The sequence below is a fragment of the Actinophytocola sediminis genome (genome assembly GCF_054779715.1).
The window spans coordinates 48,756-72,939 of record NZ_BAAGXS010000047.1; the positions used below are offsets into that span (position 1 = coordinate 48,756).

The 24,184-nt window shown below is 72.5% G+C and carries 21 protein-coding genes; 10 read left to right on the forward strand and 11 right to left on the reverse strand.

Translation table 11 applies throughout. From position 1 onward, the window contains the following. From ACYVIP_RS27000 to ACYVIP_RS27025, 6 genes are read right to left on the reverse strand one after another with little or no spacing between them, the layout of a single operon-like run. Nucleotides 1-2,283 (reverse strand): bi-domain-containing oxidoreductase, encoded by a 2,283-nt coding sequence (locus ACYVIP_RS27000; protein ID WP_460401215.1) that lies wholly within the window; start codon nt 2,281-2,283, stop codon nt 1-3. Between the two features lie 15 nt (nt 2,284-2,298). Further along, nucleotides 2,299-4,212 carry an asparagine synthase (glutamine-hydrolyzing) gene (asnB, locus tag ACYVIP_RS27005; RefSeq protein WP_460401217.1) on the reverse strand — a complete coding sequence of 638 codons (1,914 nt, stop codon included), beginning with the start codon at nt 4,210-4,212 and terminating at the stop codon, nt 2,299-2,301. Nucleotides 4,213-4,223: 11 nt separating this feature from the next. Continuing rightward, nucleotides 4,224-5,756, reverse strand: a complete 1,533-nt coding sequence (locus ACYVIP_RS27010) for a Wzz/FepE/Etk N-terminal domain-containing protein (RefSeq protein ID WP_460401219.1) — start codon at nt 5,754-5,756, stop codon at nt 4,224-4,226. Further along, on the reverse strand, nt 5,753-7,114 hold the full coding sequence (locus ACYVIP_RS27015) for an exopolysaccharide biosynthesis protein (protein ID WP_460401279.1): 1,362 nt from the start codon (nt 7,112-7,114) through the stop codon (nt 5,753-5,755). The genes ACYVIP_RS27010 and ACYVIP_RS27015 overlap by 4 nt, the downstream gene beginning before the upstream one ends. 2 nt (nt 7,115-7,116) lie before the next feature. Next, nucleotides 7,117-8,313: a glycosyltransferase family 4 protein gene (locus ACYVIP_RS27020; RefSeq protein WP_460401221.1), complete on the reverse strand. Its 1,197-nt coding sequence runs from the start codon at nt 8,311-8,313 to the stop codon at nt 7,117-7,119. Further along, the gene (locus ACYVIP_RS27025; protein WP_460401281.1) at nt 8,294-9,625 is read right to left on the reverse strand and encodes a nucleotide sugar dehydrogenase; all 1,332 of its coding nucleotides are present in this window, start codon (nt 9,623-9,625) and stop codon (nt 8,294-8,296) included. Before ACYVIP_RS27025 ends, ACYVIP_RS27020 begins: the two co-directional genes overlap by 20 nt. A gap of 248 nt (nt 9,626-9,873) precedes the next feature. Between ACYVIP_RS27025 and ACYVIP_RS27030 the strand changes: the two genes are divergently transcribed. After that, entirely contained in the window at nt 9,874-11,178 is a 1,305-nt protein-coding gene (locus ACYVIP_RS27030) for a UDP-glucose dehydrogenase family protein (protein ID WP_460401223.1), read from the forward strand. A gap of 89 nt (nt 11,179-11,267) precedes the next feature. Here ACYVIP_RS27030 and ACYVIP_RS27035 read toward each other — a convergent pair whose 3' ends face one another. After that, on the reverse strand, nt 11,268-12,092 hold the full coding sequence (locus ACYVIP_RS27035) for a hypothetical protein (protein ID WP_460401225.1): 825 nt from the start codon (nt 12,090-12,092) through the stop codon (nt 11,268-11,270). Between the two features lie 62 nt (nt 12,093-12,154). On the opposite strand from ACYVIP_RS27035, the gene ACYVIP_RS27040 reads away from it, so the two are divergent. After that, complete coding sequence (locus ACYVIP_RS27040) at nt 12,155-12,364, forward strand: helix-turn-helix domain-containing protein (RefSeq protein ID WP_460401227.1); 210 nt, start codon at nt 12,155-12,157, stop codon at nt 12,362-12,364. Between the two features lie 2 nt (nt 12,365-12,366). Then, nucleotides 12,367-12,909, forward strand: coding sequence for a Clp protease N-terminal domain-containing protein (locus ACYVIP_RS27045; RefSeq protein WP_460401229.1), 543 nt, complete (start codon nt 12,367-12,369; stop codon nt 12,907-12,909). A gap of 32 nt (nt 12,910-12,941) precedes the next feature. Here ACYVIP_RS27045 and yczE read toward each other — a convergent pair whose 3' ends face one another. Further along, a complete protein-coding gene (yczE, locus tag ACYVIP_RS27050) occupies nt 12,942-13,586 on the reverse strand; it encodes a membrane protein YczE (RefSeq protein WP_460401231.1) in 645 nt (214 codons plus the stop codon). 53 nt (nt 13,587-13,639) lie between these two features. Between yczE and yczR the strand changes: the two genes are divergently transcribed. After that, complete coding sequence (gene yczR / locus ACYVIP_RS27055) at nt 13,640-15,088, forward strand: MocR-like transcription factor YczR (protein ID WP_460401233.1); 1,449 nt, start codon at nt 13,640-13,642, stop codon at nt 15,086-15,088. A gap of 337 nt (nt 15,089-15,425) precedes the next feature. On the opposite strand, the gene ACYVIP_RS27060 is transcribed toward yczR, so the two are convergent. Then, on the reverse strand, nt 15,426-16,277 hold the full coding sequence (locus ACYVIP_RS27060) for a hypothetical protein (protein ID WP_460401235.1): 852 nt from the start codon (nt 16,275-16,277) through the stop codon (nt 15,426-15,428). A 263-nt stretch (nt 16,278-16,540) separates the two neighbouring features. Between ACYVIP_RS27060 and ACYVIP_RS27065 the strand changes: the two genes are divergently transcribed. Continuing rightward, on the forward strand, nt 16,541-17,080 hold the full coding sequence (locus ACYVIP_RS27065; protein ID WP_460401237.1) for an RNA polymerase sigma factor: 540 nt from the start codon (nt 16,541-16,543) through the stop codon (nt 17,078-17,080). A gap of 29 nt (nt 17,081-17,109) precedes the next feature. Here the strand turns inward: ACYVIP_RS27065 and ACYVIP_RS27070 are convergent, their stop codons facing one another. Next, nucleotides 17,110-18,282: a pyridoxal phosphate-dependent aminotransferase gene (locus tag ACYVIP_RS27070; RefSeq protein WP_460401239.1), complete on the reverse strand. Its 1,173-nt coding sequence runs from the start codon at nt 18,280-18,282 to the stop codon at nt 17,110-17,112. Nucleotides 18,283-18,380: 98 nt separating this feature from the next. On the opposite strand from ACYVIP_RS27070, the gene ACYVIP_RS27075 reads away from it, so the two are divergent. Then, nucleotides 18,381-19,589, forward strand: coding sequence for a DUF445 domain-containing protein (locus ACYVIP_RS27075; RefSeq protein WP_460401283.1), 1,209 nt, complete (start codon nt 18,381-18,383; stop codon nt 19,587-19,589). Nucleotides 19,590-19,649: 60 nt separating this feature from the next. On the opposite strand, the gene ACYVIP_RS27080 is transcribed toward ACYVIP_RS27075, so the two are convergent. After that, entirely contained in the window at nt 19,650-20,132 is a 483-nt protein-coding gene (locus ACYVIP_RS27080) for a CGNR zinc finger domain-containing protein (protein WP_460401241.1), read from the reverse strand. A 71-nt stretch (nt 20,133-20,203) separates the two neighbouring features. Here ACYVIP_RS27080 and ACYVIP_RS27085 point away from each other — a divergent pair, with 71 nt between their 5' ends. The 4 genes from ACYVIP_RS27085 (at nt 20,204) to ACYVIP_RS27100 (ending at nt 24,151) form a co-directional block, all read left to right on the forward strand. Further along, a complete protein-coding gene (locus tag ACYVIP_RS27085) occupies nt 20,204-20,575 on the forward strand; it encodes a VOC family protein (protein WP_460401243.1) in 372 nt (123 codons plus the stop codon). A gap of 68 nt (nt 20,576-20,643) precedes the next feature. Then, nucleotides 20,644-21,168, forward strand: a complete 525-nt coding sequence (locus ACYVIP_RS27090) for a PadR family transcriptional regulator (RefSeq protein WP_460401245.1) — start codon at nt 20,644-20,646, stop codon at nt 21,166-21,168. Next, nucleotides 21,165-21,839: an ABC transporter ATP-binding protein gene (locus ACYVIP_RS27095; RefSeq protein ID WP_460401247.1), complete on the forward strand. Its 675-nt coding sequence runs from the start codon at nt 21,165-21,167 to the stop codon at nt 21,837-21,839. Before ACYVIP_RS27090 ends, ACYVIP_RS27095 begins: the two co-directional genes overlap by 4 nt. Then, the gene (locus tag ACYVIP_RS27100) at nt 21,836-24,151 is read left to right on the forward strand and encodes an ABC transporter permease (protein WP_460401249.1); all 2,316 of its coding nucleotides are present in this window, start codon (nt 21,836-21,838) and stop codon (nt 24,149-24,151) included. Before ACYVIP_RS27095 ends, ACYVIP_RS27100 begins: the two co-directional genes overlap by 4 nt. The last annotated feature ends 33 nt before the right edge of the window (nt 24,152-24,184 follow it).

Sequence of the window (24,184 nt, forward strand, 5' to 3'; positions counted from 1 at the left end):
CTAGACCCCGTCTTCCCTCGTCACGTGCTCGGCGCTGGCGCGCCTGTGCGCGCTCCTCAGTCCAGACGGGGCCCGCTCCTGAGCTCCCGCTCCTGACATCCCCAGCCGAACCGTTGTCCCCGCACCGAGGCTGGTCTCCGCCGCGAGTGTGGCCAGCGTGGTGGTCGCCAGCGAGTCGACGGTCACCGGCATCGGGCCGCCGGTGGTCACGGCGGCGAGGAACGCGTCCAGCTCGGCGCGCTGGCCCTTGTCCCGGCCACGCGGCAGCCGCGGCGTCGCCCAGCGTTTCCTTGCCGGCGAGGAGAAGTGCACCGACGCGCGCACGAAGTCGTCCAGCCGCAACACCTTCCGGTCGGCGACCAGGTCGATGGTCTCCTTCGGGAAGCCGGGCGCGCCGGTGGTGAGGTAGGAGATCGTGGCCGTCGAGCCGTCCGGATAGCGCAGCAGCACCTGCAGGTCGGCGCCGTTCGGCGTCGCGCACGCGAAGACCGACGTCGGGTCGGCCTCCAGCAGCCAGCTCACCGTGTCCACGAAGTGCCCGCCCTCGCCGGCGAACCGGGTGCCCTCGGCGTCGGCCCGGTTGTACCAGGAGCCGTGGTCCAGGGTGCCGGCGTTGACCAGGTAGCGCACCGACGCCGGTCCGACCCGGGTGCCGAACTGGGTCCGCGCCTCGCGCAGCATCGGCGCGAACCGGCGGTTGAAGCCGACCTGCAGCCGGTCGTTGCCCGACTCGGTGACCGCCGCCAGCACCGTCGCCAGCTCCACTTCGGATAGTGCGAGCGGCTTCTCGACGAACACCGCCTTGCCCGCCCGCAGCGCCCGCGCGGTCAGCTCCGCGTGCGAGCTGTGCCTGGTCACCACGAACACCGCGTCGATGTCGTCGTCGGCGAGCACGTCGTCCAGGTCGGTGGACGCGGCCGCGAAGCCGAACTTGCGCCGTGCGTTCGCGCCGGACAGCGCCGAGGTGGTGACCACGTGCCGCAGCGCGACGTCCGCGCGCTCGGTCAGGTGCGGCAGCAGCATCGAGGAGGCGTAGTTGCCGGCGCCGACGAACCCGACGCGCACCGTGCCGACCCGGCGCTGCCACCCCGTGCGCCGGACGGAGCCGTTGGTGGCCGGCACCACCAGCGTCGGCGGTGCCGGCGCCGGCGCCGGTTCGGTGCCGGCGTACCGGAACAGCACCGCGACCGCCTTGCGCTCACCGGAGTCGAGCGCCTGGTAGGTGTCCTCGGCGTCGGCGAACTCGGCGACGTGCGAGATCAGCGGCTCCAGGTCGAGCTGGTCGCGGGCCGCGAGGTCCAGGAAACACGCCAGGTTGCGCCGCTCGGTCCAGCGCACGTAGCCGATCGGGTAGTCGTGGCCGTCCAGCTCGTAGGACGGGTCGTACCGGCCCGGCCCGTAGGAACGGGAGAACCGGACGTCCAACTCCTTCTCGTAGTAGGCGTTCCACGGCAGGTTCAGCGAGCACTTGCCGATGTCCACCACGGTCGCCCGGTCCCGGGCCAGCTTCGCCGCCAGCTCGACCGGCCCGTTGGAGCCGCCGCCGGCCGCCAGGTACACCTGGTCGACGCCGTGCCCGTCGGTCAGCTCGCCGATCGCGGCATCCACCACCCCGGAGTCCGGGTGCCCGCACGCCAGCGCGCCCATCCGTTGCGCCAGCTCGCATCGGGACGGGTCCGGGTCGACGCCGACCACCCGCACCCCGGACGCGCCGAGCAGTTGCACCACCAGCTGGCCGATCAGCCCGAGGCCGATCACCAGCGCGGTGTCCCCCAACCGCGGCTCACCCCGGCGAACCCCTTGCAGGGCAATGGTGCCGACCGTGCCGAAGGCCGCGTGCCGGGGATCGAGGCCGGCCGGCACCGGGGCGTAGAGGTTCTTGGGCACCCAGTTCAGCTCGGCGTGCAGCGCGTGCTCGTTGCCCGCGCAGGCAACCAGGTCGCCGACCGCGACGTCGTCGATGCCGGCGCCGACCGCCTCGACCACCCCGGCCAGCGAGTAGCCGAGCGGGGTGTAGGAGTCGAGCTTGCTGGTCACCTTGCGGTAGGTGGCCGCCAGCCCGTTGGTCGCCACGCTCGCGACGACCTTCGCCACCTGGTCCGGCCGGGCCTTCGCCTTGCCCAGCAACGACTTGCTCGCCTCGGACACCTTCATCAGCTCGGTGCCGGTGGAGATCAGCGAGTACGCGGTGCGCACCAGCACCCCGCCCGGCTTGCTCGCCGGCTCCGGCACGTCCAGCAGCGCGAGCTCGCCGCTGCGATAGTTCTGCACAACCTGCTTCACGGGATTCCCCTGTATCTATGCGGAAAACGTGCCGGTCTGCGCGGTGGCGCCCCGGTACCAGTGCTCCAACGTCAGTACGTGCCACAGGTGTTTGGCCCGGTCCTGCTGCCCGGTGGCGTCCTGCTTGACCAGTCGCCGCAACGCCTCCCGGCGCAGCAACCCGTCGCGCACCAACAGCCCGTCGTTGACCACCTCGTCCACCAGCGGCGCCAGATCACGGCTCATCCAGGCCCGCAGCGGCGCGCTGAACAGCCCCTTGGGCCGGTAGACGACCTCCTTGGGCAGCACCGAGAGCGCGGCCTTCTTCAACGCCGCCTTGCCCTGCCGGCCGGCGATCTTCTCCTTGCCGGACAACGCGAACGCGGCGCGCACCACCTCGACGTCGACGAACGGCACTCGCACCTCGGTGGACGCGGCCATGCTCGACCGGTCGGTGTAGGCGAGGTTGAGCCCTGGCAGGAACATCCTGGCGTCGGCAAGGCACATCCGGTTCACGTGGTCGGTCAACGCGTTGTCGTGGTAGGTGTCCGCGTGCTCGGCCAGCACGTCGTCCACTGTGGACGCAAGATCGGGGTGGACGAGGTCGAGCAGCTCGGCCCGGTCGTACATGGTGTAGCTGCGGCGGAACGCGGTCTCCTCCGGCATCCCGGCGAAGCTCAGGAACCGCTTGGCGAAGCGCACCGACCGGTACCCGCGCCGGGCGGTGGCCACCGGCAGCCGGTCGACGACCGTCTCGATCGGCCGCCGCAGCACCCCGGGCACCTGCTGGTAGCGCAACGCCAGCAGGTTGGCCAGATGCTTGCGGTAGCCGGCGAACAGCTCGTCGGCGCCCATCCCGGACAGCATCACCTTCACCCCGGCCTCGCGGGCCGCGGTGCAGATCAGGTACGTGTTGATCGCCGCCGGGTCGCCGATCGGCTCGTCCAGGTGGTAGGTCAGCTTCGGCAGCAGGTCCAGCACGTCCGGCGCGATCTCGATCTCGTGCAGGTCGACGCCGAACCTGGCGGCCACCTGCCTGGCGTAGCGCAGGTCGTCCGGCATTGCCTCGAACCGGGTGTCCTCGGCGCGGAAACCGATGGTGTACGCGGAGATCCCCGGCCGCAGCCGCGCGGCCAGGCCGGTCAGGTAGCTGGAGTCCAGGCCGCCGGACAGGAACGTGGCGACCGGCACGTCGGCGAGCAGGTGCGCCCTGGTCGAGTCCGCGATGACCTGTTCGAGGTCGGGCGTCGGCTCGTGCGCGGCCTGCTCGGCGACGTCCTTGATGGACCAGTACACGCCCCGGTCGGTCTGCCCGTCCGGCCGGATCCGCAGCCAGCTGCCCGGCGGCAGCTTCTCCGCCTCCCGGTAGGCACACCGCCGGTCGGGCACCCAGTAGTACAGCAGCGAGGCCACCATGGCCCCCTCGTCCACCGCGAGCGTGTCGCCAAGCTCGGCGGCCAGCGCCTTGAGCTCGGAGGAGAACACCAGCCCCCGGTCGCGGCGCACCAGGAACAGCGGCTTGATGCCGAGCTGGTCGCGAACCAGGGTCAGCTCGCCGGTGCGCTCGTCGAACACGCCGAAGGCGAACATGCCGCGCAGGCGGGGCAGACACTCGACGCCCCAGCGCCGCCAGGCCGCCAGCAGCACCTCGGTGTCGCTGGTGCCCCGGAAGCGCACCCCGGCCGCGGCCAGCTCGGCGCGCAGTTCCGGGGCGTTGTACAGCTCGCCGTTGTAGGTCAGCGCGAGCCCGTCGGCGACCATCGGCTGTGCCCCGGTCGCCGACAGGTCGATGATCGACAACCTGCGGTGTCCTAAGTGGACTTCGCCGGTGCCGGCGCGGTGCCGGTAGCGGCCGGCGCCGTCCGGGCCGCGGTGGGCGAGGGTCTTGGTCAGCCGGTCGGTCAACGGACCGCCGTCCGGCCACAGATAGGTGCCCGCGATGCCGCACATGGGGTTGCCTCTCAGCCCTTGGTCTCGGTGAGCTTGCGCAGATGTGGCTGGACCGCCGGCCGGGCGCCGTTGGTGCCGGTGGCCGCCACGCCAGCCGTGGCGCGGCCGCGGCCGCGCAGCGCGGTGTGCAGGCCGTCCCAGAGGGTGCCGTCGGTCCGGTCGCGCGGGTCCGGGTCGACCAGGACCACGCCGACGATCGGGATCCGCGCGTCGGCGAGCTGGCGGGCCACCGTGTGCAGCCATTCGGTGTTCGCGAACCCGGCCCGCACCACCAGCACGGTCTCCGCGCCGAGGTGGGCCAGGTCGGTCCAGGCCGTGCCGGGGGTGACCGAGCCGAGGCCGATCCGCACCCCGTCGGGCCTGCCGGGGTCGGGGTCGTTCGTGCCGACGACGCGTACCGAGGGGGTGCGGGACTCCACCCGGCCCGGCGGATCGGTCACCACCAGCACCGCCCGGTCGGTGGCCATGGCGGCGGCCACGTCGAGGGTGAGCGCCGAGGCCAGCCGGGGAGCGCCCAGCTCCAGCACGGACACCGGCCAGGAGCCTGCGCGCATCAGGCGCACCAGCGTGCCGGCCACCCGCCCGCGCTCCCTGGTCGCGCGCCGGCCGCGCCACAGCCGTGACGGGCCGCGCCGGGGCGATGGCAGCTGGGCGATCACCGACGCGCCGAGGTGGGCGGCGATGTCCCGGCGCAGCACCGGCTTGTCCCGGACCACTCCGGTGACGACGGCCAGCGCGAGGCCGGCGACCAGCCCGAGCACGAAGCCGAGCGCGCCGTTGGTCGCGCCCGCCATGACCACCGGCACCGGCACCGGCTGGGGCGTGTCCACGATCAGCGTGCCGTCGGCCACCCTCGGCGCGCCGATCGCCGCCTCCTCGGCCTGCTGGCTGAGGTCGGAGACCCGGGAGGTCAGCTCGGCCCGGCGGGCGTAGAGCGTGTCCAGCCCGGCCGCGTCTGGCTGCGCCGCGCCTTCCTCGGTGCCTTCTTCGGCGTCCTCGTCGGCGTTCTCGCTCCGCGCCTCCAGCCGGGTGATCTCGGCGTTGGTGGCGGCCAGGTCGGCCTGGATCTGGTCGCGCTGGTTGAGCAGCGCCTTGGCCTCGGCCTGCGCGGCGGACCTGCTGCGGCCGACGTGGTCGGCGATGAACGCCTTGGCCAGCGCCTCGGCTCGGCGCAGCGCCTCGGTCGGAGTGGCCCCCTCGACGCTGATCTCCAGCACGTTGTTGGTGACCCCGGTGACCGTGTACTCCTCGAGGAAGTCCTCCGGCCGCTGGCCGGAGCCGAGTTCGGTCAGCGCGGCCGAGGCGATCCTGGTGGTGGCCACCAACGCGGCGTCGGTGCGGATGAGGCTGCCGGTGTCGGATGGCTGGTCCTGCTCGTGGGTCACCAGGATCCTGGTCACCGCGGTCGGCGGGGCGGGCAGCAGCACCGCCACCAGCACGCCGCCGATCAGCCCGAGCAGCGCGCAGGCCAGCCACAGCCGCCGGCCGCGACGGATCGCGACGAACAGCCGGCCGAGGTCGAGCAGTGGTTGCTGGGTGGTCATGGCGTGCCAGCCGTCACCGCGTCGGCCGGCACCGAGTCGGCCGGCACCGCGGCCGGCGGGCCTGCCCGCGACGGCCCGGCCCGGTTGGCCACCACGGCCCCGAGCACGGCCTGGCCGGCGTCCGCGCACGCCTGTGCGATGCCGACCAGCTCCCAGGCCGTCCGGGTGCCGGCGGTGAGCACCATCAGCACCCCCGCCTCGGCTCCGGTCCGGTCGGGCACGACCGGATGCGCCGCCGACACCTCGGCCACCCGCACCCGGCCGCCGCCAGAGGTGTCCGCGAGCCGGGCCGCCGCGCGCGCGGCCGGCGGGTCGTCGTCGGCGACCACGGTGAGCAGCCCGTCGGGCGTCCGCTCGGCCAGCCGGGCGAGCACCCTGCGGTAACGGACCTCCAGGCTGTGGTCGTCGCCGGCGGGCAGCGGTTCGGGCGCGTGCCATTCCGGCGCGCCGCGCGCGACGAGACCCAGCAGCCGGCGCAGCCGCCCGGCGGCCGGCTGGTCGTCCGGCTCGACCGGCACGTCCACCGAGCCGAGGACGGTCGTGCCGAGCGCGGCGGCGATCTGGGACTCCGCGCGCAGCCGCTTGTCCACCCGGGTGGACAGCAGGTGGCCGAACAGGCCGAGCACCAGGAACAGCAGCGCGCCACCGCAGGCGAGGTGGAGCATCGTCGGCGCCGCCGGCCCGGTCGGCCGCTGCGCCGAGCCCATCACGACCATCTTCGCCTGGCCGGTCACCGCGTCCAGCTCGTCCAGCTTGGTCACCGCCTGGGCGAGCGAGGTCCGCAGCGACTCCAGCCCGGTGCGCACCCCGACGCTGTCGATCGTGCCGCCCTGGCCGGTGGAGTCGTGCAGCTCGGAGATCCGCTGCATGGTCAGGTTCACCTGCTCGCGCAGGGCCTGCTGCTGCTCCTGGGAGACCCGCGCGGCGGCGTCCTCGGTGTCGCCGAGCAGCTGGGTGGAGAACGCGACGTACTCCTGGGCCACCCGGTCGGCGAGCGCCTGGGCCCGCTCCGGGCTGTCGGCGACCACGGTGACCTCGATGATGTTGCCGTCGGCGACCGCCGCCTCGACCGCCTTGGCCAGCTCGCTGCCCGGCACCCCCCAGCCGAGGGTGGCCGCCGCCCGGTCCAGCACCACCGAGCTGGCCGCCACCTGCGCCTCGGTGCGCAGCTCGTCGGTTTCCCGAGGTCCCTGGAGCAGCACGCTGACCGAGGTCTGGTAGCCGGGGGACAGCAGCGGCGAGACCGCCGCGCCGAGGACGGCCCCGGCCAACGCGAACCCGACGAGCAGCCGCCACCGCCGGCGCACCACCCGCCCGACCAGCGACAGCCCGACCGTCTCCGTCGTCCCCTGCTCCATGGTCACCGGATGGCCTCCGCGTACGCGGCGAGCAGCGCGGTGCTGGAGTTGGCCCAGGACAACGGTCCCTCGACCCGCGCCTGGCCCAGCTCGCCCATCCGGGCGCGTTCGGCCGGGTCGTCGAGCAGGGTCGCGGTCAGCTTCGCGAACTCGGAAACGTCGTTGGCCCGCGCGTACACCGCCGCGTCCCCGGCGGAGACCCTGGCCTCGCGCAGGTCGAAGGACACGATCGGCTTGCCCATCGCCATGTACTCCATGACCTTGTTCATGGTCGACACGTCGTTGAGCGGGTTGCGCGGGTCGGGCGAGAGGCACACGTCGGCGGTCGACAGGTAGCGCACCAGGTCCTCGTCGGGGATCCGCCCGGTGAACTCCACCTGCTCGCCGAGCCCGAGCCGGACCGCGAGCTCGCGCATCTGGTCGAAGGTGTCGCCGGCACCGACGAACACCGCGTGCCAGTCGGTGCGGCCCTGCTCGTCACGCAGCGCGGCGAGCGCCCGCAGCGCGTAGTCAACGCCGTCCTGCGGGCCCATCACCCCCAGGTAACAGAGCAGGTGTCGCCTGCCCCGCCTGAGCTCCGGCTCGGCCGGCACCCGCCGGAACCGCTCGACCGCCGGCGCGCTGCGCACCACGAACACCTTGTCGGCGGTCAGTCCGCCGCGGGTCAGCGCGGCCCGCCGGTAGCTCTCGTTGGTCGAGATCACCACGTCGGCCGCCCGGTAGGTGGCCCGCTCCAGCCGGCAGACCGCCCGGTAGAGCAGGTCCTCGCCGCGGTCGAAGCGCGACAGGTACAGCTCCGGGACCAGGTCGTGCTGGTCGAACACGAACCGCGTGCCGTGCCGGCGCAGCATCCTGGCCACCAGGAACAGCAGGTCCGGTGGGTTGCAGGCGTGCACGACGTCGATCCGGCCCTCCTTGGCGATCCGGCGCGTCAGCCGGGCGGTGTGCCACAGCGCCGAGCCGTACTCCTTGAGGTAGCCGGCCGGCCCGTCGGTCGCCGCGCGCAGCGGGTACCGGTGGATGCGCACGCCGGCCAGCTCGACGTAGGGCTCGGTGTCCCGCTTGCTCCCCTGTGGACAGATGACGTGCACCTGCCACCCGGCGTCGCGCAGGGTGGTGGCCTCCTGCCACACCCTGCGGTCGAACGGCACGGACAGGTTCTCCACGAGGATCAGCGCTCTACCAGGCAAGGCCCACATACCCCGGTTCGGCCCGGCGCGCCCGCGCGTCGGGAAGGCGGACGAGATCGACGATCGTCTGCGGACCGCCGTGCGGCAGCTTGGCCAGCACCGCCGGATCCGTGCAGCCGACCAGGATCACCTCGGCGTGCTCGAGCACCTCGTCGACCGAGCCGAGCAGCAGCTGGCCGAGGTGGGGCAGCCGGGCCTCGATGAACTCCCGGTTGGCGCCGAGCAGCCGCGACAGGCTCACGTTGGCGTCGTGGATGCGTAAGTCGTAGCCCTTGCCGAGCAGCCGCTCGGCCAGCTCGACCAGCGGGCTCTCCCGCAGGTCGTCGGTGCCCGGCTTGAACGACAGGCCGAACAGCCCGACCCGGCGCTTGCCGGTGCGCGCCACCAGGTCGAAGGCCCGCCGTAGGTGCTCCTCGTTGGAGGGCAGCACGTGCGACAGGATCGGCACCGCCACGTCCGCGCGGTGCGCGGCGTGCACCAGGCCGCGCAGGTCCTTTGGCAGGCACGAGCCGCCGAAGGCGAACCCGGGGCGCAGGTAGGCGGGGCTGACGTTGAGCTTGCGGTCGGCGAGGAAGACGTCCATCACCGCGTGCGAGTCCAGGCCGAGCGCGGCGCAGACCGCGCCGAGCTCGTTGGCGAAGCCGACTTTCAGCGCGTGGAAGGAGTTGTCCGCGTACTTGGTGATCTCCGCGACCGGGATCGGCACCCGGAACACCTCGCCCGGCAGACCGTCGTAGAGCGCGGCCACCGCGTCTCCACTGGCCGCGTCCAACTCGCCGACGACGGTCTTGGGCGGGGAGAAGAAGTCCCGCACGCTGCTGCCCTCGCGCAGGAACTCCGGATTGACCGCGACGCCGAAGTCGACGCCCGCGGTGAGTCCGGAGGACTTCTCCAGGATCGGCACCAGCAGGTCAAGGCAGGTGCCGGGCAGCATGGTGCTGCGGAACACGACGGTGTGCCTGGTCGGTCGCGCCCCGGCGGGCGTGGCCGCCAGCGCCTCGCCGAGCTGTTCGGCCACCCGTTCCAGATAGGTCGTGGACAGGCTGCCGTTGGGCGCAGACGGGGTGCCGACACACACCAGCGACACGTCGGTCGCGGCCACCGTCGCGGCCACGTCGGTGGTCGCGCGCAGGGCGCCGGCGGCCACCACGTCCGCGGTCAGCTCCCCGATCCGCTCCTCGACGACGGGCGCCTGCCCCCGGTTGACCAGCTCGACCTTCGTCGGGTTCACGTCCACCCCGACCACCTGGTTTCCGCGTGCGGCAAGGCAGGCGGCGGACACGCAACCGACGTAGCCCAGGCCGAAGACGCCGATTCGCATGCCGGTCATCTGACGTCTCCCGCCGGTTCGCGGGCAGCACAAAACAAGCGTGACATAACCACGCGTTTCCTCTCGGACTTGTGCTCCGGTCCCCGATTCCGGAGATTGGGTGCGGGCCTCCTGCGCACCTGACTCCGTGAAGTAGGTCGGCCGATCGCGGCCGGCTGTTACCGGGAGTGGCGAGAATTGCCGTGGTAGGCCCCTGTAGGTTCCGATGGGGATGCTCGTTGGCACGAAGGGGAGTGGCCGTGTTCGTACGACGGATCGCGGTGGTCGGGACGGGTTATGTGGGTCTCACCACCGGCGCGTGCCTGGCCTCACTTGGCCACCAGGTCGTCTGCGCCGACGTCGACGCCGACAAGGTGAAGCGGCTGTGCGCGGGTGAGGTGGACATCCTGGAGCCCGGTCTGGCCGAGCTGGTGGCCGAAGGGCTGGCCGCCGGCAGACTGTCGTTCGTGCTCGGCGCGCCGGCCGCGGTCGAGGGCTGCGAGGTGGTGTTCCTCTGCGTGCCGACCCCGATGGGCGTCGGCGGAGTGGCCGATCTCTCCATCGTCGAGTCGGTGCTCGAGGAGGTCGGCGGGCTGCTGCCGCCGGGGTCGGTGGTGGTGAACAAGTCGACCGTGCCGGTCGGCAGCGCCCAGCGCACCTCGGAGCTGATCGATCGGGACGACGTCGCGGTCGTGTCGAACCCGGAGTTCCTGCGCGAGGGCTCCGCGGTGCACGACTTCCTGAACCCGGACCGGATCGTCGTCGGCTGTGACCAGCAGGACGCCGCCGAGCGGGTGGCCGCCCTCTACTCCCGCCTCGGCGCGCCGACCGTGCTGACCGACGCGGCGAGCGCGGAGCTGGTGAAGTACGCGGCCAACTGCTTCCTCGCGATGAAGCTGTCCTACGTCAACGCGATCGCCGAGCTGTGCGACCGTCTCGGCGCGGACGTCTCCGACGTCACCGAGGGCATGGGCTTCGACAAGCGCATCGGGCAGGCGTTCCTGCAGCCCGGCCCCGGCTGGGGCGGCTCCTGCCTGCCCAAGGACACCTCGGCCATGCTGCAGTTGGCCGACGCGGCCGACTTCGAGTTCCGGCTCATCCGGGCCACCATCGACACCAACAACCGGCAGCGCCAGCGGATGGTGGAGAAGGTGCGCCTGGCGGTCACCGGCAAGCGCGGCGGCTCGCTGTCCAAGGTCCGGCTGGCCGTGCTCGGCCTGACGTTCAAGGCCGGCACCGACGACCTGCGCGACTCACCGGCGCTCGCGGTGGCCGCGCTGCTGCGGCAGGCGGGCGCGAAGCTGGTCGGCTACGACCCGGCGCTGCGCTCCGGGGACACCAGGGCCGACCTCGACGGCGTCACCGTGGTCGACGACCCGTACCAGGCAGCGGAGGGCGTCGAGGCGATCGTGGTGCTCACCGAGTGGCCGGAGTTCCGGACGCTGGACTGGTCCAAGCTCGCCGGCGTGGTTGCCCGGCCGGTCGTGGTCGACACCCGCAACCTGCTCGACCCGGACGTCGTGCGCCGCGCCGGGTTCGAGTGGGAGGGCCTCGGCCGCCGTTAGCAACTGCCCTGAATGCCCCATTCGGGACGTTGAGCGTCGCCAATGCCTCATTCAGGGCATCGCAGCTGGGGCCGCGCGGGGGGAAGGGGCTAGGCCTTTTTGAAGTCGATTACGGCTAGGGCCTGGTCGTCGTGCGGTTTCGGGCGGGGCCACCTGGCGCCGTCCGGATCGCCTTCCTCGGCCGCGCGGACCAGGTCGAGCATGGCCTGGGCGCCGCCGGCGAGGACCAGGTCGACCGCGGTCGACCAGTCCAGGAGGTGGTAGTCGTCGACGCCGCAGGACACGCCGTCGCTGGCCAGCAGCACCTGCCGGACCTCGGCGCGCGGCCAGCTGGCGCGCACCGCGTGGTAGGCGGCGTCCGGGTCGGCCTCGGCGATCCAGTAGCCGCCATCGACGTTGCGTAACCGGTCGACGTGCGTCGCCGAGGTGCGCAGCGCGGCGACGTGCGCGTCGCCGTAGCCGCCGCCGTCGCGCAACCGGGCGCGGTAGCCGGGGCCGGTGCGCGGCAGGGACGCGAGCCGGTCGTCGGCCAGCAACCGCGGGCCGTCGTCGGTGACCGCGACGACCGGGCTGTCGCCGAGCACCAGGGCATCGACCGTCTCGTCGTTCCAGCGCACCAGCGCGACCGTGCTCGCCGGGGCCTGCCCTGGCTCCAGGCCGTGTTCCCTGGCCAGCGCCTGGATCGCGGCGGCCAGCAGGTCGGCGAGCTCCATCGTGGGGTAGCCGGTCAGCCTGCCGGCGAGGTGGCCGGCCAGGTGGCTGGCGTACCAGCCGCCGCTCCTGCGGCCGGGCAGCAGGGTCGTGGCCCCGTCCAGCAACGCCACCGCGTTCGGCAGTACGACGACGACGTCCTCGCTCGGCCTCGGCTGCCCGTCCAGGCCGACACCGGGCCGTTCGGCCACGTCGATTTCCATGATCGGGATGCTACGCGTCAACGTGGGTTGACATGACCGTTCTGTCAACGTAGGTTGACGTCATGAACGAGGCGGCACAGCTGGCCACCGCGGCGGGCGACCGGGACCCACGGGTCGGCCTGCGGGCGGTGGCCGCGCTGCGCAGGTTGCTGGAACGGCTCGAGGCCGTCCAGGTGCGCAGCGCGCGAGCCAACGGCTGGTCCTGGCAGGAGATCGCCACCGAACTGGGCGTCAGCCGGCAGGCGGTACACAAGAAGCACGGAAAGGCGTGATCATGTTCGAACGATTCACCAAGGTGGCCAAGCGACTCGTGCTCGACGCGGTCACCGAGGCCGAGCACGCGCGGGCGGACACCATCACCGCCGAGCACCTCATGTTGGCGCTGTTGCGCGATGGCACCCGCTCCGGGCCGCTGCTCGCCGACGCCGGCCTCACCCGCGAGGCCATCCGCGCCGAGTTCGCCAGCGCCAACCGCCGCGCTGGCCTGACCGAGTCGGAGGCCAAGGCCCTCGGCGACCTCGGCATCGACCTGACCGCCATCGTCGACCGCGTGGAGGCCACCCACGGCAAGAACGCCCTGGCCCCCACCCCACGCCCCCGGCGCCTCCTGCTGAACCACATCCCCTTCTCGCCAGAAGCCAAGTCCGTCCTGAACAACTCCCTCGCCCAGGCCCGCGAACACGGCGCCCGCCACATCGCCGACGAGCACTTCCTGCTGGCCATGGCCGCCGCCAACACCCGCCTACCCGCCACCATCCTCGCCGCCCATGGCCTACCCCACGCCACCATCAAAACCCGCCTGGCCAAAGCCAGCTAACCCCGCGAGTCCAACGCTCCCGACACGCGAGTTCAACGCTCCCGCACGGCCACGCGCCGCCAGGTCACGTACGGCAGGAACGCCTGCGTCAGCGGCCCGATGCACAGCGCGTACACCACCGTGCCGACGCCGACCGTGCCGCCGAGCAGCCAGCCGGTGGCCAGCACGGTCAGCTCGATCCCCGTCCGCATCACCCGGATCGAGATCCCGGTCCGCGCCGCGAGCCCGGTCATCAGGCCGTCGCGCGGGCCGGGGCCGAGGCGCACGCCGAGGTAGGTCGCGGTGGCCAGCCCGTTGAGCAGCACGCCGCCGAGCAGCATCGCGATCCTGGCCGCCATCGCCGACGGCGGCTCGACCACGGCGAGCGTCAGGTCGACCGCGACCGCGATCAGCACGATGTTCGCCACCGTGCCGATCCCCGGCCGCTGCCGCAGCGGGATCCAGCACAGCAGCACCAGCGCGCCGACGATGCCGGTCACCGTGCCGAAGGTCAGCCCGGTCCGCTCCGCGATCGCGTCGTGCAGCACGTCCCACGGGTCGAGGCCGAGCGTGCCGCGCACCATCAGCCCCATGCTCGCGCCGTAGAGCGCCAGCCCACCGGCGAGTTGGGCCAACCGGCGCACCGGGCTGGCCCGTACCGAGACCGGTTGTAAGTCCACTTGTGTCACAACACCCATCCTGAAGACGTCCACGCTTGGATATCAATGACCAATCTGGAAATATTGGTCACATGAACACGGCTGGTCGGGTCAGCGCCCGACGACTCGCGGAGCTACTCGGCACCTGGCGGCGGCACGGCACCCGGCACGGCGCGGCCGACCTGGCCGCCGGCATCCGGCTGCTCGTGCTGGACGGGCGGCTGCCGGCCGGCACCGGCCTGCCCCCCGAGCGCGAGCTGGCCACCGCGCTCGACATCAGCCGCACCATGGTCGCCGCCGCCCTCGACCGGCTGCGCGCGACCGGACTGGTGGCCAGCCGCCGCGGCGCCGGCTCGTGGACCGCCGTCCCGCGCGGCTCGACCGCCGTCGGCGACCACCCGTCCGCCGCCGACGGGCCACCGGTGATCGACTTCGCCCGCGCGGTGCCCTCGGCGATTCCCGGTATCGCCGAGGCGGCCGAGGCGGTCCTGCCCCGGCTCGCCACCGAGCTGACCGGTCACGGCTACTACGAGCAGGGCCTTCCCGAGCTGCGCGACCGCATCGCCGAGCGGTACACCGACCGTGGCCTGCCGACCTCGCCGGACGAGGTGCTGGTGACCAACGGCGCGCACCACGGGCTGGCGCTGGCGCTGCGCCTGCTGGTCGGGCCGGGCGACCGGGTGCTGATCGAACAGCCGACGTACCCGAACGCGATCGAGGCCGTCCGCGCCGCGCACGCCATCCCGGTGCCGGTCGCGATGACCGACGACGGCTGGGACCCCGACGGGATCGAGGCCACGCTGCGACAGGCCGGCCCCCGCCTGGCGTACCTGATCATCGACTTCCACAACCCGACCGGCCACCAGCTCGACGCCGCCGGCCGCGAGCGGCTGGCCGCCGCGCTGCGCCGGGCGCGCACCCCGGTGGTGATCGACGAGACCCAGGTGGAGCTGGACCTGCGCGCGACGCCCGCCGCGCTGCCACCACTCGGCGCGTTCGCCGGCGACCTGGTGCTGGCCAGCGGATCGGCCGGCAAGTCGCACTGGGGCGGCCTGCGGATCGGCTGGGTACGCGCGTCGGCCGACCTGGTCAACCGGCTGCTGGCCGTGCGCAGAGGGCTCGACCTCGGCTCCCCGGTGTTCGAGCAGCTGGTGCTGGCCGAGCTGCTGGCCGCCGGACCGGAGCCGTTGCGGCAGCGCCGAGCCCTGCTCGCCACGCAGCGGGACACGCTGGTCGGCGCGCTCCGCGAGCACTGCCCGGACTGGACGTTCCGGGTGCCGGACGGCGGGCTGTCGCTGTGGTGCCGGCTGCCGGCGCCGGCGAGCACCCGGATCGCGGCGGTGGCGCAGAACTTCGGGGTACGGGTGGCGCCCGGCTCGTTCTTCGCCCCGACCGGCGGGTTGGAGCGCTGGCTGCGGTTGCCGTACACCCGACCGGGACCGGATCTGCTGGAAGCGGCCCACCGGCTGTCCCTCGCGGCCGCCTCGGTGGCGGAAACCCGGTCTCCCGCCGCGGACAACGGGTTGATTCCGGTCACGTGACTAGCGCGGCAATCGCTATCCACGGTAGAAAGCAGTGCGCTGGATGGCCTAGCCAATTCGGCCATCCAGCGCACTGGTTGCCTCTGGTCTGCTCGGCCGGCACAGCCCCTCGTTGTGCCGACCAGACGAGTTGCCAGAGGGGAGAGCCCCGGCGCCGCGGGGGCATCGCGGCGCCGGGGCCATGCCCCGACCTGACCGGGCGCGGTCGGCAGGTCGGGTGGTTTGTGTTGTGCTGTTCGGCCGATCGGACGTTGACGCACGATGGCCAATTTGTTAGGCCGAATGGAGTACACGCGGCTGCTTTGAGGTAAACCAGTCCTAGCGGAGCTGGTTGGAATCAATCAGGTGACGTCGCTGGTAGGCCGGTTATCCGGCCGTGGATGCCGGTGGACCGGCCACGGCAGGAGAGTTCGGCCGCCGACGGCTCGACCGTGGCCTGCACGGCGAGCACACCGTGCGTACCGCGGGCGCCGCCCGAGGTGTCGTGGACCGTGGTCGCGGTGGTACCGCTACCTGGCAGCGACGCGGGAGCGTTGTCCGGCCGCGGAGACGTGTTGGCGTGCTCGGCGGCGGTCCGGCCGGTGTCACCGGGCGGACTGGACGGGTGGTGGTGCGGCTGCTGCCATCCGGGGCTGGTCGGCGCCGGCCGGCCGGGAGTGTGCTCCGGCTTCGTGGCGGTGACCTCGGCAGTGACCTTGGCGGTGACCGGCGGTGCGCGGGTGGCCGGGGTGTGCGGCTCCACGCGGGCGACGGGCGCTTCGGCGGCGATCGCTGGGGGCGACCAGTCGACCACCGGCAGCAGTTGGGGTAGTTCCGGCATGGTGGCGACCGGCTCGTCCGGCGGCGGGACGAACACGGTCGGCAGGTCGGCGATGGCGGCATCGAGCGTGCTGGCGACGGACTCGGAGAGGGTGTTGACCGTGTCGGCGAGCAGGTCGGCGGACGCGGCCAGCGGGGCGATCAGGCTGGCGGACGGCGACGAGGGGTGACCGGTGTCCGGGTGCTCGCCGACCGAGGGCGTCTCGATCGGCGGCTCGGCTGGCTCCGGAGTGGCGGAGGCGCCACCGGCGAAGATCAACGCCAGTAGCCACCCGGCTCCGGTGAACGCGGCGAGCAGCACGCTACGGCGCAGCATCCGGCGAACCCGGCCGCTGGTTGGCGTCCGCACGCCGTTCACCGCGACCACCACCCGTCCATGCTCCGCCCGTGTTACCGGGTGCCCCTATGACAGTCCACACTATCTAGCACCCCACCGACAATGTGCACCCTAGCCGCGTCGATTCCACCCGGAAAGACCGCAAAAGCGCACCTTATCGGCCGTTTGGGCCAATGTTGATCACATGCCGTGAGCACCGTCGCGCTGCCGGGTAGCTCTTTTTCCCACGCTTTCTTGGATGGCACCGTGGCCGCCCCCTCTACGTCCGACTTCGCGACTCAGAAGGGGGAGCGAGCATGACTACCGAGGGCGACCTGATCGACCGCCTGGTGGCCGGGGACCTGACCGCGTGGCGGGAGCTGGTGTACCGGAACACCGCACTGGTGTGGGTGGTGGCCAGGTCCTACCGCCTGGACCAGGTCGACGCGGCCGACGCGGTGCAGCACACCTGGCTGGCGCTCGCCGAGCATCTCCCCCGGCTGACCACGCCGGAACGGCTGCACGCGTGGCTGGTGACCACCGCGCGCCGGGAGAGCCTGCGTATCCAGGAACGCCGTGCCAGGGAGCGCCCGGCGGCGGAGGTCCGGGAGCTCGTCGGCGAGCATCGGCCGGAGCGGCGCCCCGATCGGGACCCGGTGCTCAGGCTGGCCTTCGCCGCGTTGCCGGACCGCTGCCGGTGTCTGCTCGCGCTGCACGCCAACGCCCCTGACCTGAGCTACGACCAACTGGCCGCCGCGCTGGAGATGCCGCCGGGCAGCGTCGGCCACACGAAGAGCCGCTGCCTGGCACACCTGCGACGGCTGATCGCCGACTATGAGCTCGCCGAACCTGCCTGAGGGCCACCCGCGAGGGTTGGACTCGCGGGTCAGGCGAGTTTGTGGAGGCGTTCGATGGCCAGGTCGAGGACCTCGTCGCGTTTGCAGAAGGCGAAGCGGACGATGTGCTGCCAGCGGTCGGGGTTGTCGGTGAAGACCTGCACCGGGACGGCGGCGACACCGATGCGGCCGGGCAGCTCCCGGCACAGCCGCGCGCCGTCGGTGAAGCCGAGCGGGCGGACGTCGGCGCAGATGAAGTACGTGCCGGCGCTCGGGCGGACGCCGAAGCCCGCGGCGGTCAGGCCGCCGGCGAGCCGGTCGCGTTTGGCCTGGAGGTCCGCGCGCAGGGCGCTCACCCAGGCCGACTCGTGCGCCAGCGCGTGCGCGACGGCCGGCTGGAATGGCGCGCCGCCGACGAAGGTCAGGAACTGCTTGGCCGCCCGCACCGCCGACACCAGCTCCGCCGGCCCGCACGCCCAGCCGATCTTCCAGCCGGTGCAGTTGAACATCTTCCCGGCGCTGGAGATGGTCACCGTCCGCTCGGCCATCCCGGGCAGCGAGCCGAGCGGGACGTGCTCGACCCCGTCGTAGGTCAGCGACTCGTACACCTCGTCGGTCACCGCGATCAGGTCGTGCTCGACACACAGCGCCGCGATGCCGGCCAGCTCGGCGCGGGTGAACACGGTGCCGGTCGGGTTGTGCGGCGAGTTCACCAGGATCGCCCTGGTCCGCGGGCCGATCGTGGCGGCCAGCGCGTCCAGGTCGACCGCGAACCGGCCGTCCGGCGCCTCGACCAGCGACACCACTCGCCTGGTCGCGCCGGCCATGGCCACCGCCGCGGCATAGGAGTCGTAGTACGGCTCGAACAGCACGACCTCGTCGCCCGCCTCGACCAGCGCCAGCATCGCCGCGGCCACCGCCTCGGTCGCGCCGACGGTGACCAGCACCTCGGCGTCGGCGTCGAACGACGTGCCGTACCGGGCGCGCTGCGCCGCGATGGCCGCGCGCAGCTCGGGGCGGCCGGGGCCGGGCGGGTACTGGTTCACCCCGGTCGCGATCGCCTCCCGCGCCGCGGCGAGCATCGAGGGCGGGCCGTCGGTGTCGGGGAAGCCCTGCCCCAGGTTCACCGAACCGGTGCTGGTGGCGAGCGCGGTCATCTCCGCGAAGATCGTCGAGGTGAACGGCTCGAGACGGGGAACCAAGGCTTTCCGGGGCACGGTCATGCAGTCTCACGGACAATGGTCGTGTGCGGCAACTGACGGGTCCCCATCCCAGCGCTCCGATCCCCGGCGAGGCAGAGAAACAACGCGGCCTGCGCAAGATGAAGCTGGTCGCGCTGTCGTTCCTGCTCGGCGCGACGGTGGTGTTCCTCGCCACGGCGTTCTGGCAGTCGGCCGGCGCCCCCGGCTGGGTCGGCTACGTGAAGGCCGCGGCCGAGGCCGGCATGGTCGGCGCGCTCGCCGACTGGTTCGCGGTCACCGCGCTGTTCCGCCATCCGCTGGGGATTCGCATCCCGCACACCGCGATCATCCCGACCCGCAAGGACGCGCTCGGCAACAGCCTCGGTGAGTTCGTCGGCACCAACTTTCTCGCCGAGGACGTCGTGCGCGACCGGTTGCGCCGGATCGGCATCGGCGGGCGCCTCGGCGGGTGGCTGGCCGAGCCGGCCAACGCCGAGCGGGTGACCGCGGAGCTGGCGACCGTGGTCCGCGGCGCGGTCACCGTGCTGCGCGACGAGGACGTGCAGGCCGTGCTGGAGCAGGCGGTGGTGCGCCGGGTGGTCGCGGTGCCGTGGGGGCCGCCGCTGGGCAAGCTGCTGGCCGGGGTGTTCGCCGACGGGTCGCACCACAAGCTCGTTGACCTGATGTGTGACCGCGCCTACGAGTGGGTGAAGAACAACCACAACTCGGTGCTGCGTGTGGTGTCCGACCGCGCGCCGAGCTGGTCGCCCCGGTTCGTCGACTCGATGGTGGCCGACAAGGTCTACGGCGAGGTGCTGTCGTTCGCCTGGCTGGTCAAGACCGACCAGGACCACCCGATGCGGCTCGCGATCGACAAGTTCCTCGCCGAGTTCGCCGTCGACCTGCAGACCGATCCGATCACGATGGAGCGCGCCGAGCAGGTCAAGCACCAGATTCTGGAGCACCGCGAGGTGCAGAACGTGATCGGCTCTGCCTGGTCAACGGCCAAGGGCATGCTGCTCGACGCCGCCGAGGACCCGTCGAGCGAGCTGCGCAAGCGGGTCCGCGAGGGCCTGGCCGCCCTCGGCCGCCGGCTCGCCGGCGACGACGCGCTGCGGGAGAAGGTCGACAGCTGGGTGGAGGGCGCGGCCGCGTACGTGGTGCTCAACTACCGCGACGAGATCACCACGCTGATCACCGACACCGTCGGGCGCTGGGACGCCGAGGAGACCTCGCGCAAGATCGAGCTGCAGGTAGGCCGGGACCTGCAGTTCATCCGGATCAACGGCACGGTGGTCGGCGCGCTGGCCGGCCTGCTGATCTACGCGGTCGCCCAGCTCATCCTCTGACCCGGCCCGGGACCGCCCTGAATGCCTCATTCAGGACGTTGAGCGTCGCCAATGCCTCATTCAGGGCATCGCGGCGGGGCGGGACCGGCGTTCGCGCCAGGTGCGGGCCTTCTCCCGGTTGCCGCAGACCTGCATGGAGCACCAGGTGCGGGAGTGGTTGCGCGAGCGGTCGTAGAACGCCCACCGGCAGTCGTCGGCCGGGCAGATCTTCACCCGGTCCCACCGGCCGAGCACGGCCAGCCGGTTCGCCGCCGCCAGCACCGCGCCGACCACGTCGGGCGCCACCACGGTCGGCAGGCCGTCGACCATCGCCACGGAAACCGTCACGGTCACCGGCGCGGAGACCGGCGCCGCGCCGGCGTCCGGGTCGCCGACCGCCGCGCGCAGGGTCGTGCGCACCGCCCGCGGGGGTACCCCGCCACTTACCAGGCCTCGCTCGGTGAGCCAGCCGTCCCACGCCACGGGGTCGTCCAGCAGGTCGGTGCCCTGCTCCACATCGACCGTGTTCAGGAAGTCCAACACCAAGGTCACGTCCTCGGTCACCTCTCCACTCTAGGCCTGCCGCGTGATAACTTGTGTCCGCCAATTGATGGTTACGTCACGAAGGAGGCGGCATGTCCGTGCCACGCGTGCACGCGGTGGTGTTCGACTGCCCCGACCCGATCGCGCTCGGCGAGTTCTACGCCCGGCTGCTGGAGTGGACGATCCACACCGACCAGTACAACGACGGGTACGCCGACGGCGGCTGGGTCTCGATCGTCGGTGACCACGGCATGCGGCTCGACTTCCAGCGGGTCGAGAACTACCGGCAGCCGACCTGGCCGACCAGTGAGCTGCCCCAGCAACTGCACCTGGACTTCAACGTCGACGATCCCGACGCCGCACACGAGCGGGCCATCGGCCTAGGCGCGACGCTGCTCGACACGCAGAAGTCGTTCCGGGTCTACGCCGACCCGGCCGGGCATCCGTTCTGCCTCTGCGGCTGATCACCAGGTCAGAGCGCACTACACGGGGTGTATAGAGACCGGCTATACACCCTGTGTATTGTCGCGCCATGTCAGTCAGCCACACACTGTTGGGGCTCCTCGAACGCGGGCCACGACACGGTTACGAGCTCAAGCGCGCCTACGACGAACACTTCGGGCACGACCGCCCGCTGCACTACGGGCAGGTCTACTCGACCCTGTCCCGGCTGTTGCGCAACGGCCTGATCGAGGAGGACGGCGTCGAGCCGGGCGGCGGCCCCGACCGCAAGCGCTACGCGGTCACCGCCGAGGGCGTCACCGATGTCGAACGGTGGCTCGCCACGCCGGAGAAGCCGCAGCTCTACCTGCAGAGCACCCTCTACACCAAGGTCGTGCTCGCGCTGCTGTCCGCGCGCGACGCCGAGGACGTCCTCGACGCCCAGCGCGCCGCCCACCTCGCCCTGATGCGCGAGCTGACCGCCCGCAAGGTCCGCGGCGACCTGTCCGACCAGCTCATCTGCGACCACGCGCTGTTCCACCTCGAAGCCGACCTGCGCTGGCTGGAACTCACCACCGCGCGCCTGGCCGACCTGGGAAAGCAGGTCCGGTCATGAAGCCGCTGCTGCTGGCCCAGGGCGTGGCCAAGTCGTTCGGGCGGACCAAGGCGTTGGACGGTGCCTCGATCGCGGTGGCCGCCGGCGAGGTCGTGGCCGTCATGGGGCCCTCCGGCTCCGGCAAGTCGACCCTGCTGCACTGTCTCGCCGGCATCATCACGCCGGACGCCGGCACGGTCACCTATGCCGGCCATCCCCTGGCCACCATGTCCGACCAGCGGCGCAGTGCCCTACGCCGCACCGAGTTCGGCTTCGTGTTCCAGTTCGGCCAGCTCGTGCCGGAGCTGACCTGCCTGGAGAACGTCGCCCTCCCGCTGCGCCTCGGCGGCCGCCGGCGGCGCGACGCCGAGGCCCTGGCCACCGAGTGGCTCGCCCGGCTGGAGGTCGACGACATCGCCGGCAAGCGTCCCGGCGAGGTCGCCGGCGGCCAGGGTCAGCGGGTCGCGGTCGCCCGCGCGCTGGTCACCGGGCCGAAGGCGATCTTCGCCGACGAGCCGACGGGCGCGCTCGACACGCTCAACGGCGAGCACGTGATGCGCCTGCTGACCGAGACCTCGCGGGAGACCGGCGCCGCGGTCGTCCTGGTCACCCACGAGTCCAGGGTCGCGGCCTACTCCGACCGCGAGGTCATCGTCCGCGACGGGCACACCAGGGCGGTGGAGTTCGCGTGAGGGGGTGGCTTGGCGACCTCGCCCTCGGACTCCGGCTGGCGCTCGGCGGTGGTGCCAGCGCACTGACCCGGTTCCTGCTCAGCGCGGTCGGCATCGCGATCGGGGTGGCCGTCCTGCTGTTCGGCGCGTCGATCGGCAGTGTGGTCGCCGAGCACGAGGCGCGCTCGGCGACCGACTCGATCGGTGCGGACGTGCCCGTCGACGGGGTCGACCCGCTGTACTGGGCGATGAAGCCGACCACGTTCCACGGCGAGCGGGTCGAGTTCGTCTACGTCTACGCCGATGGCGAGAACTACCCGCTGCCCAATGGACTCGAGCGACTGCCGGCCCCCGGCGAGGTGGTCGCCTCGCCCGCGCTGATCGACCTGCTGGCCTCGCCGGCCGGGGAGTTGCTCCGGCCGAGGGTGCCCGGCGAGATCACCGGCACCCTCGGGCGGGCGCTGGTCACCGAGCCGGACGACCTGCGCGCCTACGTCGGCGCCGACCCGGCCTTCGCCGAGTCGAGCAACACCCAGCAGGTCTACGAGTTCGACGGGGTCAGCCGCGGCTCGTCGATCCCGCCGGAGCAGCTGCTGGTCCTGTTCGTCGGCACGGTCCTGCTGCTGGTGCCGGTGTTCGTCTTCGTCAGCTCGTCGAGCCGGATCGCGGGCGCGGAGCGCGACCGGCGGCTGGCCGCGCTGCGGCTGGTCGGCGCCGGATCGCGGCAGGTGCGCCGGATCGCGGCGGCCGAGGGGGTGGTCAGCGCGTTGGCCGGGCTGGTCCTCGGCGCCGGGGTGTTCCTGCTCGCCCGGCTGTTCGCCGAGGAGGTCGAGCTGTTCGGCCGGCGGGTGTACGTCGAGGACGTGGTGCCCGACCCGGTACTGACCGTGCTGATCGTGCTCGCCGTGCCGGTACTGGCGGTGGCGACCGCGCAGTTCGCGCTGCGGCGCACCATCATCGAGCCGCTCGGCGTGGTCCGGCATGTCTGGCCGGTCCGCCGCCGGGGCTGGTGGCGGTTGGGGCTGGTCGCGGTCGGGGTGGCGTTGCTGATCGTCGGCGGCGACGCCGGCTACGGGCCCGACCTCGGTCCGCTGGCGATCGCGACCGGGGCCATGCTGTTGGTGGTCGGGGTGCCGGTGCTGTTGCCCTGGCTGTTGGAGCTGGCCGTGCGGCGGATCAGGGGCGGGCCGACGTCCTGGCAGTTGGCCATCCGGCGGCTGCAGCTGGACACCGGCACGCCGGCGCGGGTCGTCGGCGGGATCTCGGTGGTGCTGGCCGGCGCGATCGCGTTGCAGGCGATCCTGCTGACCACCGAGGGCGATGTGCGCGTGTCTGGCGACGCCCGCCCCCGGGACCCGATGATCGAGGTGCGGATCGAGGAGTCCTCGATGGCACGGGACGTCGCCGCCGACCTCGCGGCCGTGCCGAGGGTGGCCGGCACGCACGTGCTCGGCGAACTGGCGGCCTACGCCCCTGGCACGGCCGACGGGCAGAGCCATCCGCTGTTGAGCGTGATGGACTGCGCGGCCGTGCGGGCGCTGGCCGGGGCGGCCGACTGCACCGACGGCGACGCGTTCGCCTGGCCGGGGGCCATACGCGAGACGCCGGCGCCGGGCACCGTGCTCGAGTTCCGTGACTACGGGCCGTCCAGCATGACCGGCGAGCTCGGCGACCACGAGGTCACCGACACCTGGACCGTGCCGGCGGTCACCGAACTGCCCGCGAACAGCTCTCCGGACCGCACCGGTTCGATGATCGTCACGCCGGGCGCGCTCGCCGGCCTGGCGCTGCCCGAGCACCGGACGACGGTCCGGGTGGACATCGACCGGCCGAGCGCCGATGACCTCGAGTCGGTCCGCAACGCGGTCAGCTCCTACACCTGGCGGACCCATGTCTTCGTCTTCCCGCCAGGTCAGTACTCGGGCGGCAACGAGCAGACCTTCGTCACCATCCGCAACGGGCTGTACGCCGGTTCGGTGTTCACGTTGCTGCTGGCCGGGGTGAGCCTGCTGGTGCTCGCACTGGAACACCTGCGCGAGCGCCGCCGGCCGCTGGCGGTGCTGGTGGCGACCGGGGTGCCGCGCGGGGTGTTGGCCAGATCGCTGCTGTGGCAGGTGGTGCTGCCGATCGTGCTCGGCGTGGTGACCGCGGTGGTGACCGGGCTGGGGTTGGCCTGGTTGGTGCTGCGGGCCACCACGGGCGGGCTGACCGTCGACTGGCTCGGTGTCGGTCTGCTGTCGGCGGGCGCGGTGCTGGTCGCGGTGCTGATGACCGCGCTGACACTGCCCTTCCTGCGCGGTGCGACCCGGCTGAGCGCACTGCGCACCGAGTGACGCGCCGGCAAACCCTGGTGGCCGGGGACACAG

Bases quoted from the DNA above. Each gene is read 5' to 3' on its own strand.
- ACYVIP_RS27095 (WP_460401247.1), top strand. From the start codon at position 21,165: ATGAAGCCGCTGCTGCTGGCCCAGGGCGTGGCCAAGTCGTTCGGGCGG.
- ACYVIP_RS27070 (WP_460401239.1), bottom strand. From the start codon at position 18,282: ATGACCGTGCCCCGGAAAGCCTTGGTTCCCCGTCTCGAGCCGTTCACC.
- ACYVIP_RS27085 (WP_460401243.1), top strand. From the start codon at position 20,204: ATGTCCGTGCCACGCGTGCACGCGGTGGTGTTCGACTGCCCCGACCCG.
- ACYVIP_RS27015 (WP_460401279.1), bottom strand. From the start codon at position 7,114: ATGGAGCAGGGGACGACGGAGACGGTCGGGCTGTCGCTGGTCGGGCGG.
- yczR (WP_460401233.1), top strand. From the start codon at position 13,640: ATGAACACGGCTGGTCGGGTCAGCGCCCGACGACTCGCGGAGCTACTC.
- ACYVIP_RS27090 (WP_460401245.1), top strand. From the start codon at position 20,644: ATGTCAGTCAGCCACACACTGTTGGGGCTCCTCGAACGCGGGCCACGA.
- ACYVIP_RS27045 (WP_460401229.1), top strand. From the start codon at position 12,367: ATGTTCGAACGATTCACCAAGGTGGCCAAGCGACTCGTGCTCGACGCG.
- yczE (WP_460401231.1), bottom strand. From the start codon at position 13,586: ATGGGTGTTGTGACACAAGTGGACTTACAACCGGTCTCGGTACGGGCC.
- ACYVIP_RS27035 (WP_460401225.1), bottom strand. From the start codon at position 12,092: ATGGAAATCGACGTGGCCGAACGGCCCGGTGTCGGCCTGGACGGGCAG.
- ACYVIP_RS27020 (WP_460401221.1), bottom strand. From the start codon at position 8,313: ATGTGGGCCTTGCCTGGTAGAGCGCTGATCCTCGTGGAGAACCTGTCC.
- ACYVIP_RS27025 (WP_460401281.1), bottom strand. From the start codon at position 9,625: ATGCGAATCGGCGTCTTCGGCCTGGGCTACGTCGGTTGCGTGTCCGCC.
- ACYVIP_RS27075 (WP_460401283.1), top strand. From the start codon at position 18,381: ATGAAGCTGGTCGCGCTGTCGTTCCTGCTCGGCGCGACGGTGGTGTTC.
- ACYVIP_RS27065 (WP_460401237.1), top strand. From the start codon at position 16,541: ATGACTACCGAGGGCGACCTGATCGACCGCCTGGTGGCCGGGGACCTG.
- ACYVIP_RS27040 (WP_460401227.1), top strand. From the start codon at position 12,155: ATGAACGAGGCGGCACAGCTGGCCACCGCGGCGGGCGACCGGGACCCA.
- ACYVIP_RS27010 (WP_460401219.1), bottom strand. From the start codon at position 5,756: ATGACCACCCAGCAACCACTGCTCGACCTCGGCCGGCTGTTCGTCGCG.
- asnB (WP_460401217.1), bottom strand. From the start codon at position 4,212: ATGTGCGGCATCGCGGGCACCTATCTGTGGCCGGACGGCGGTCCGTTG.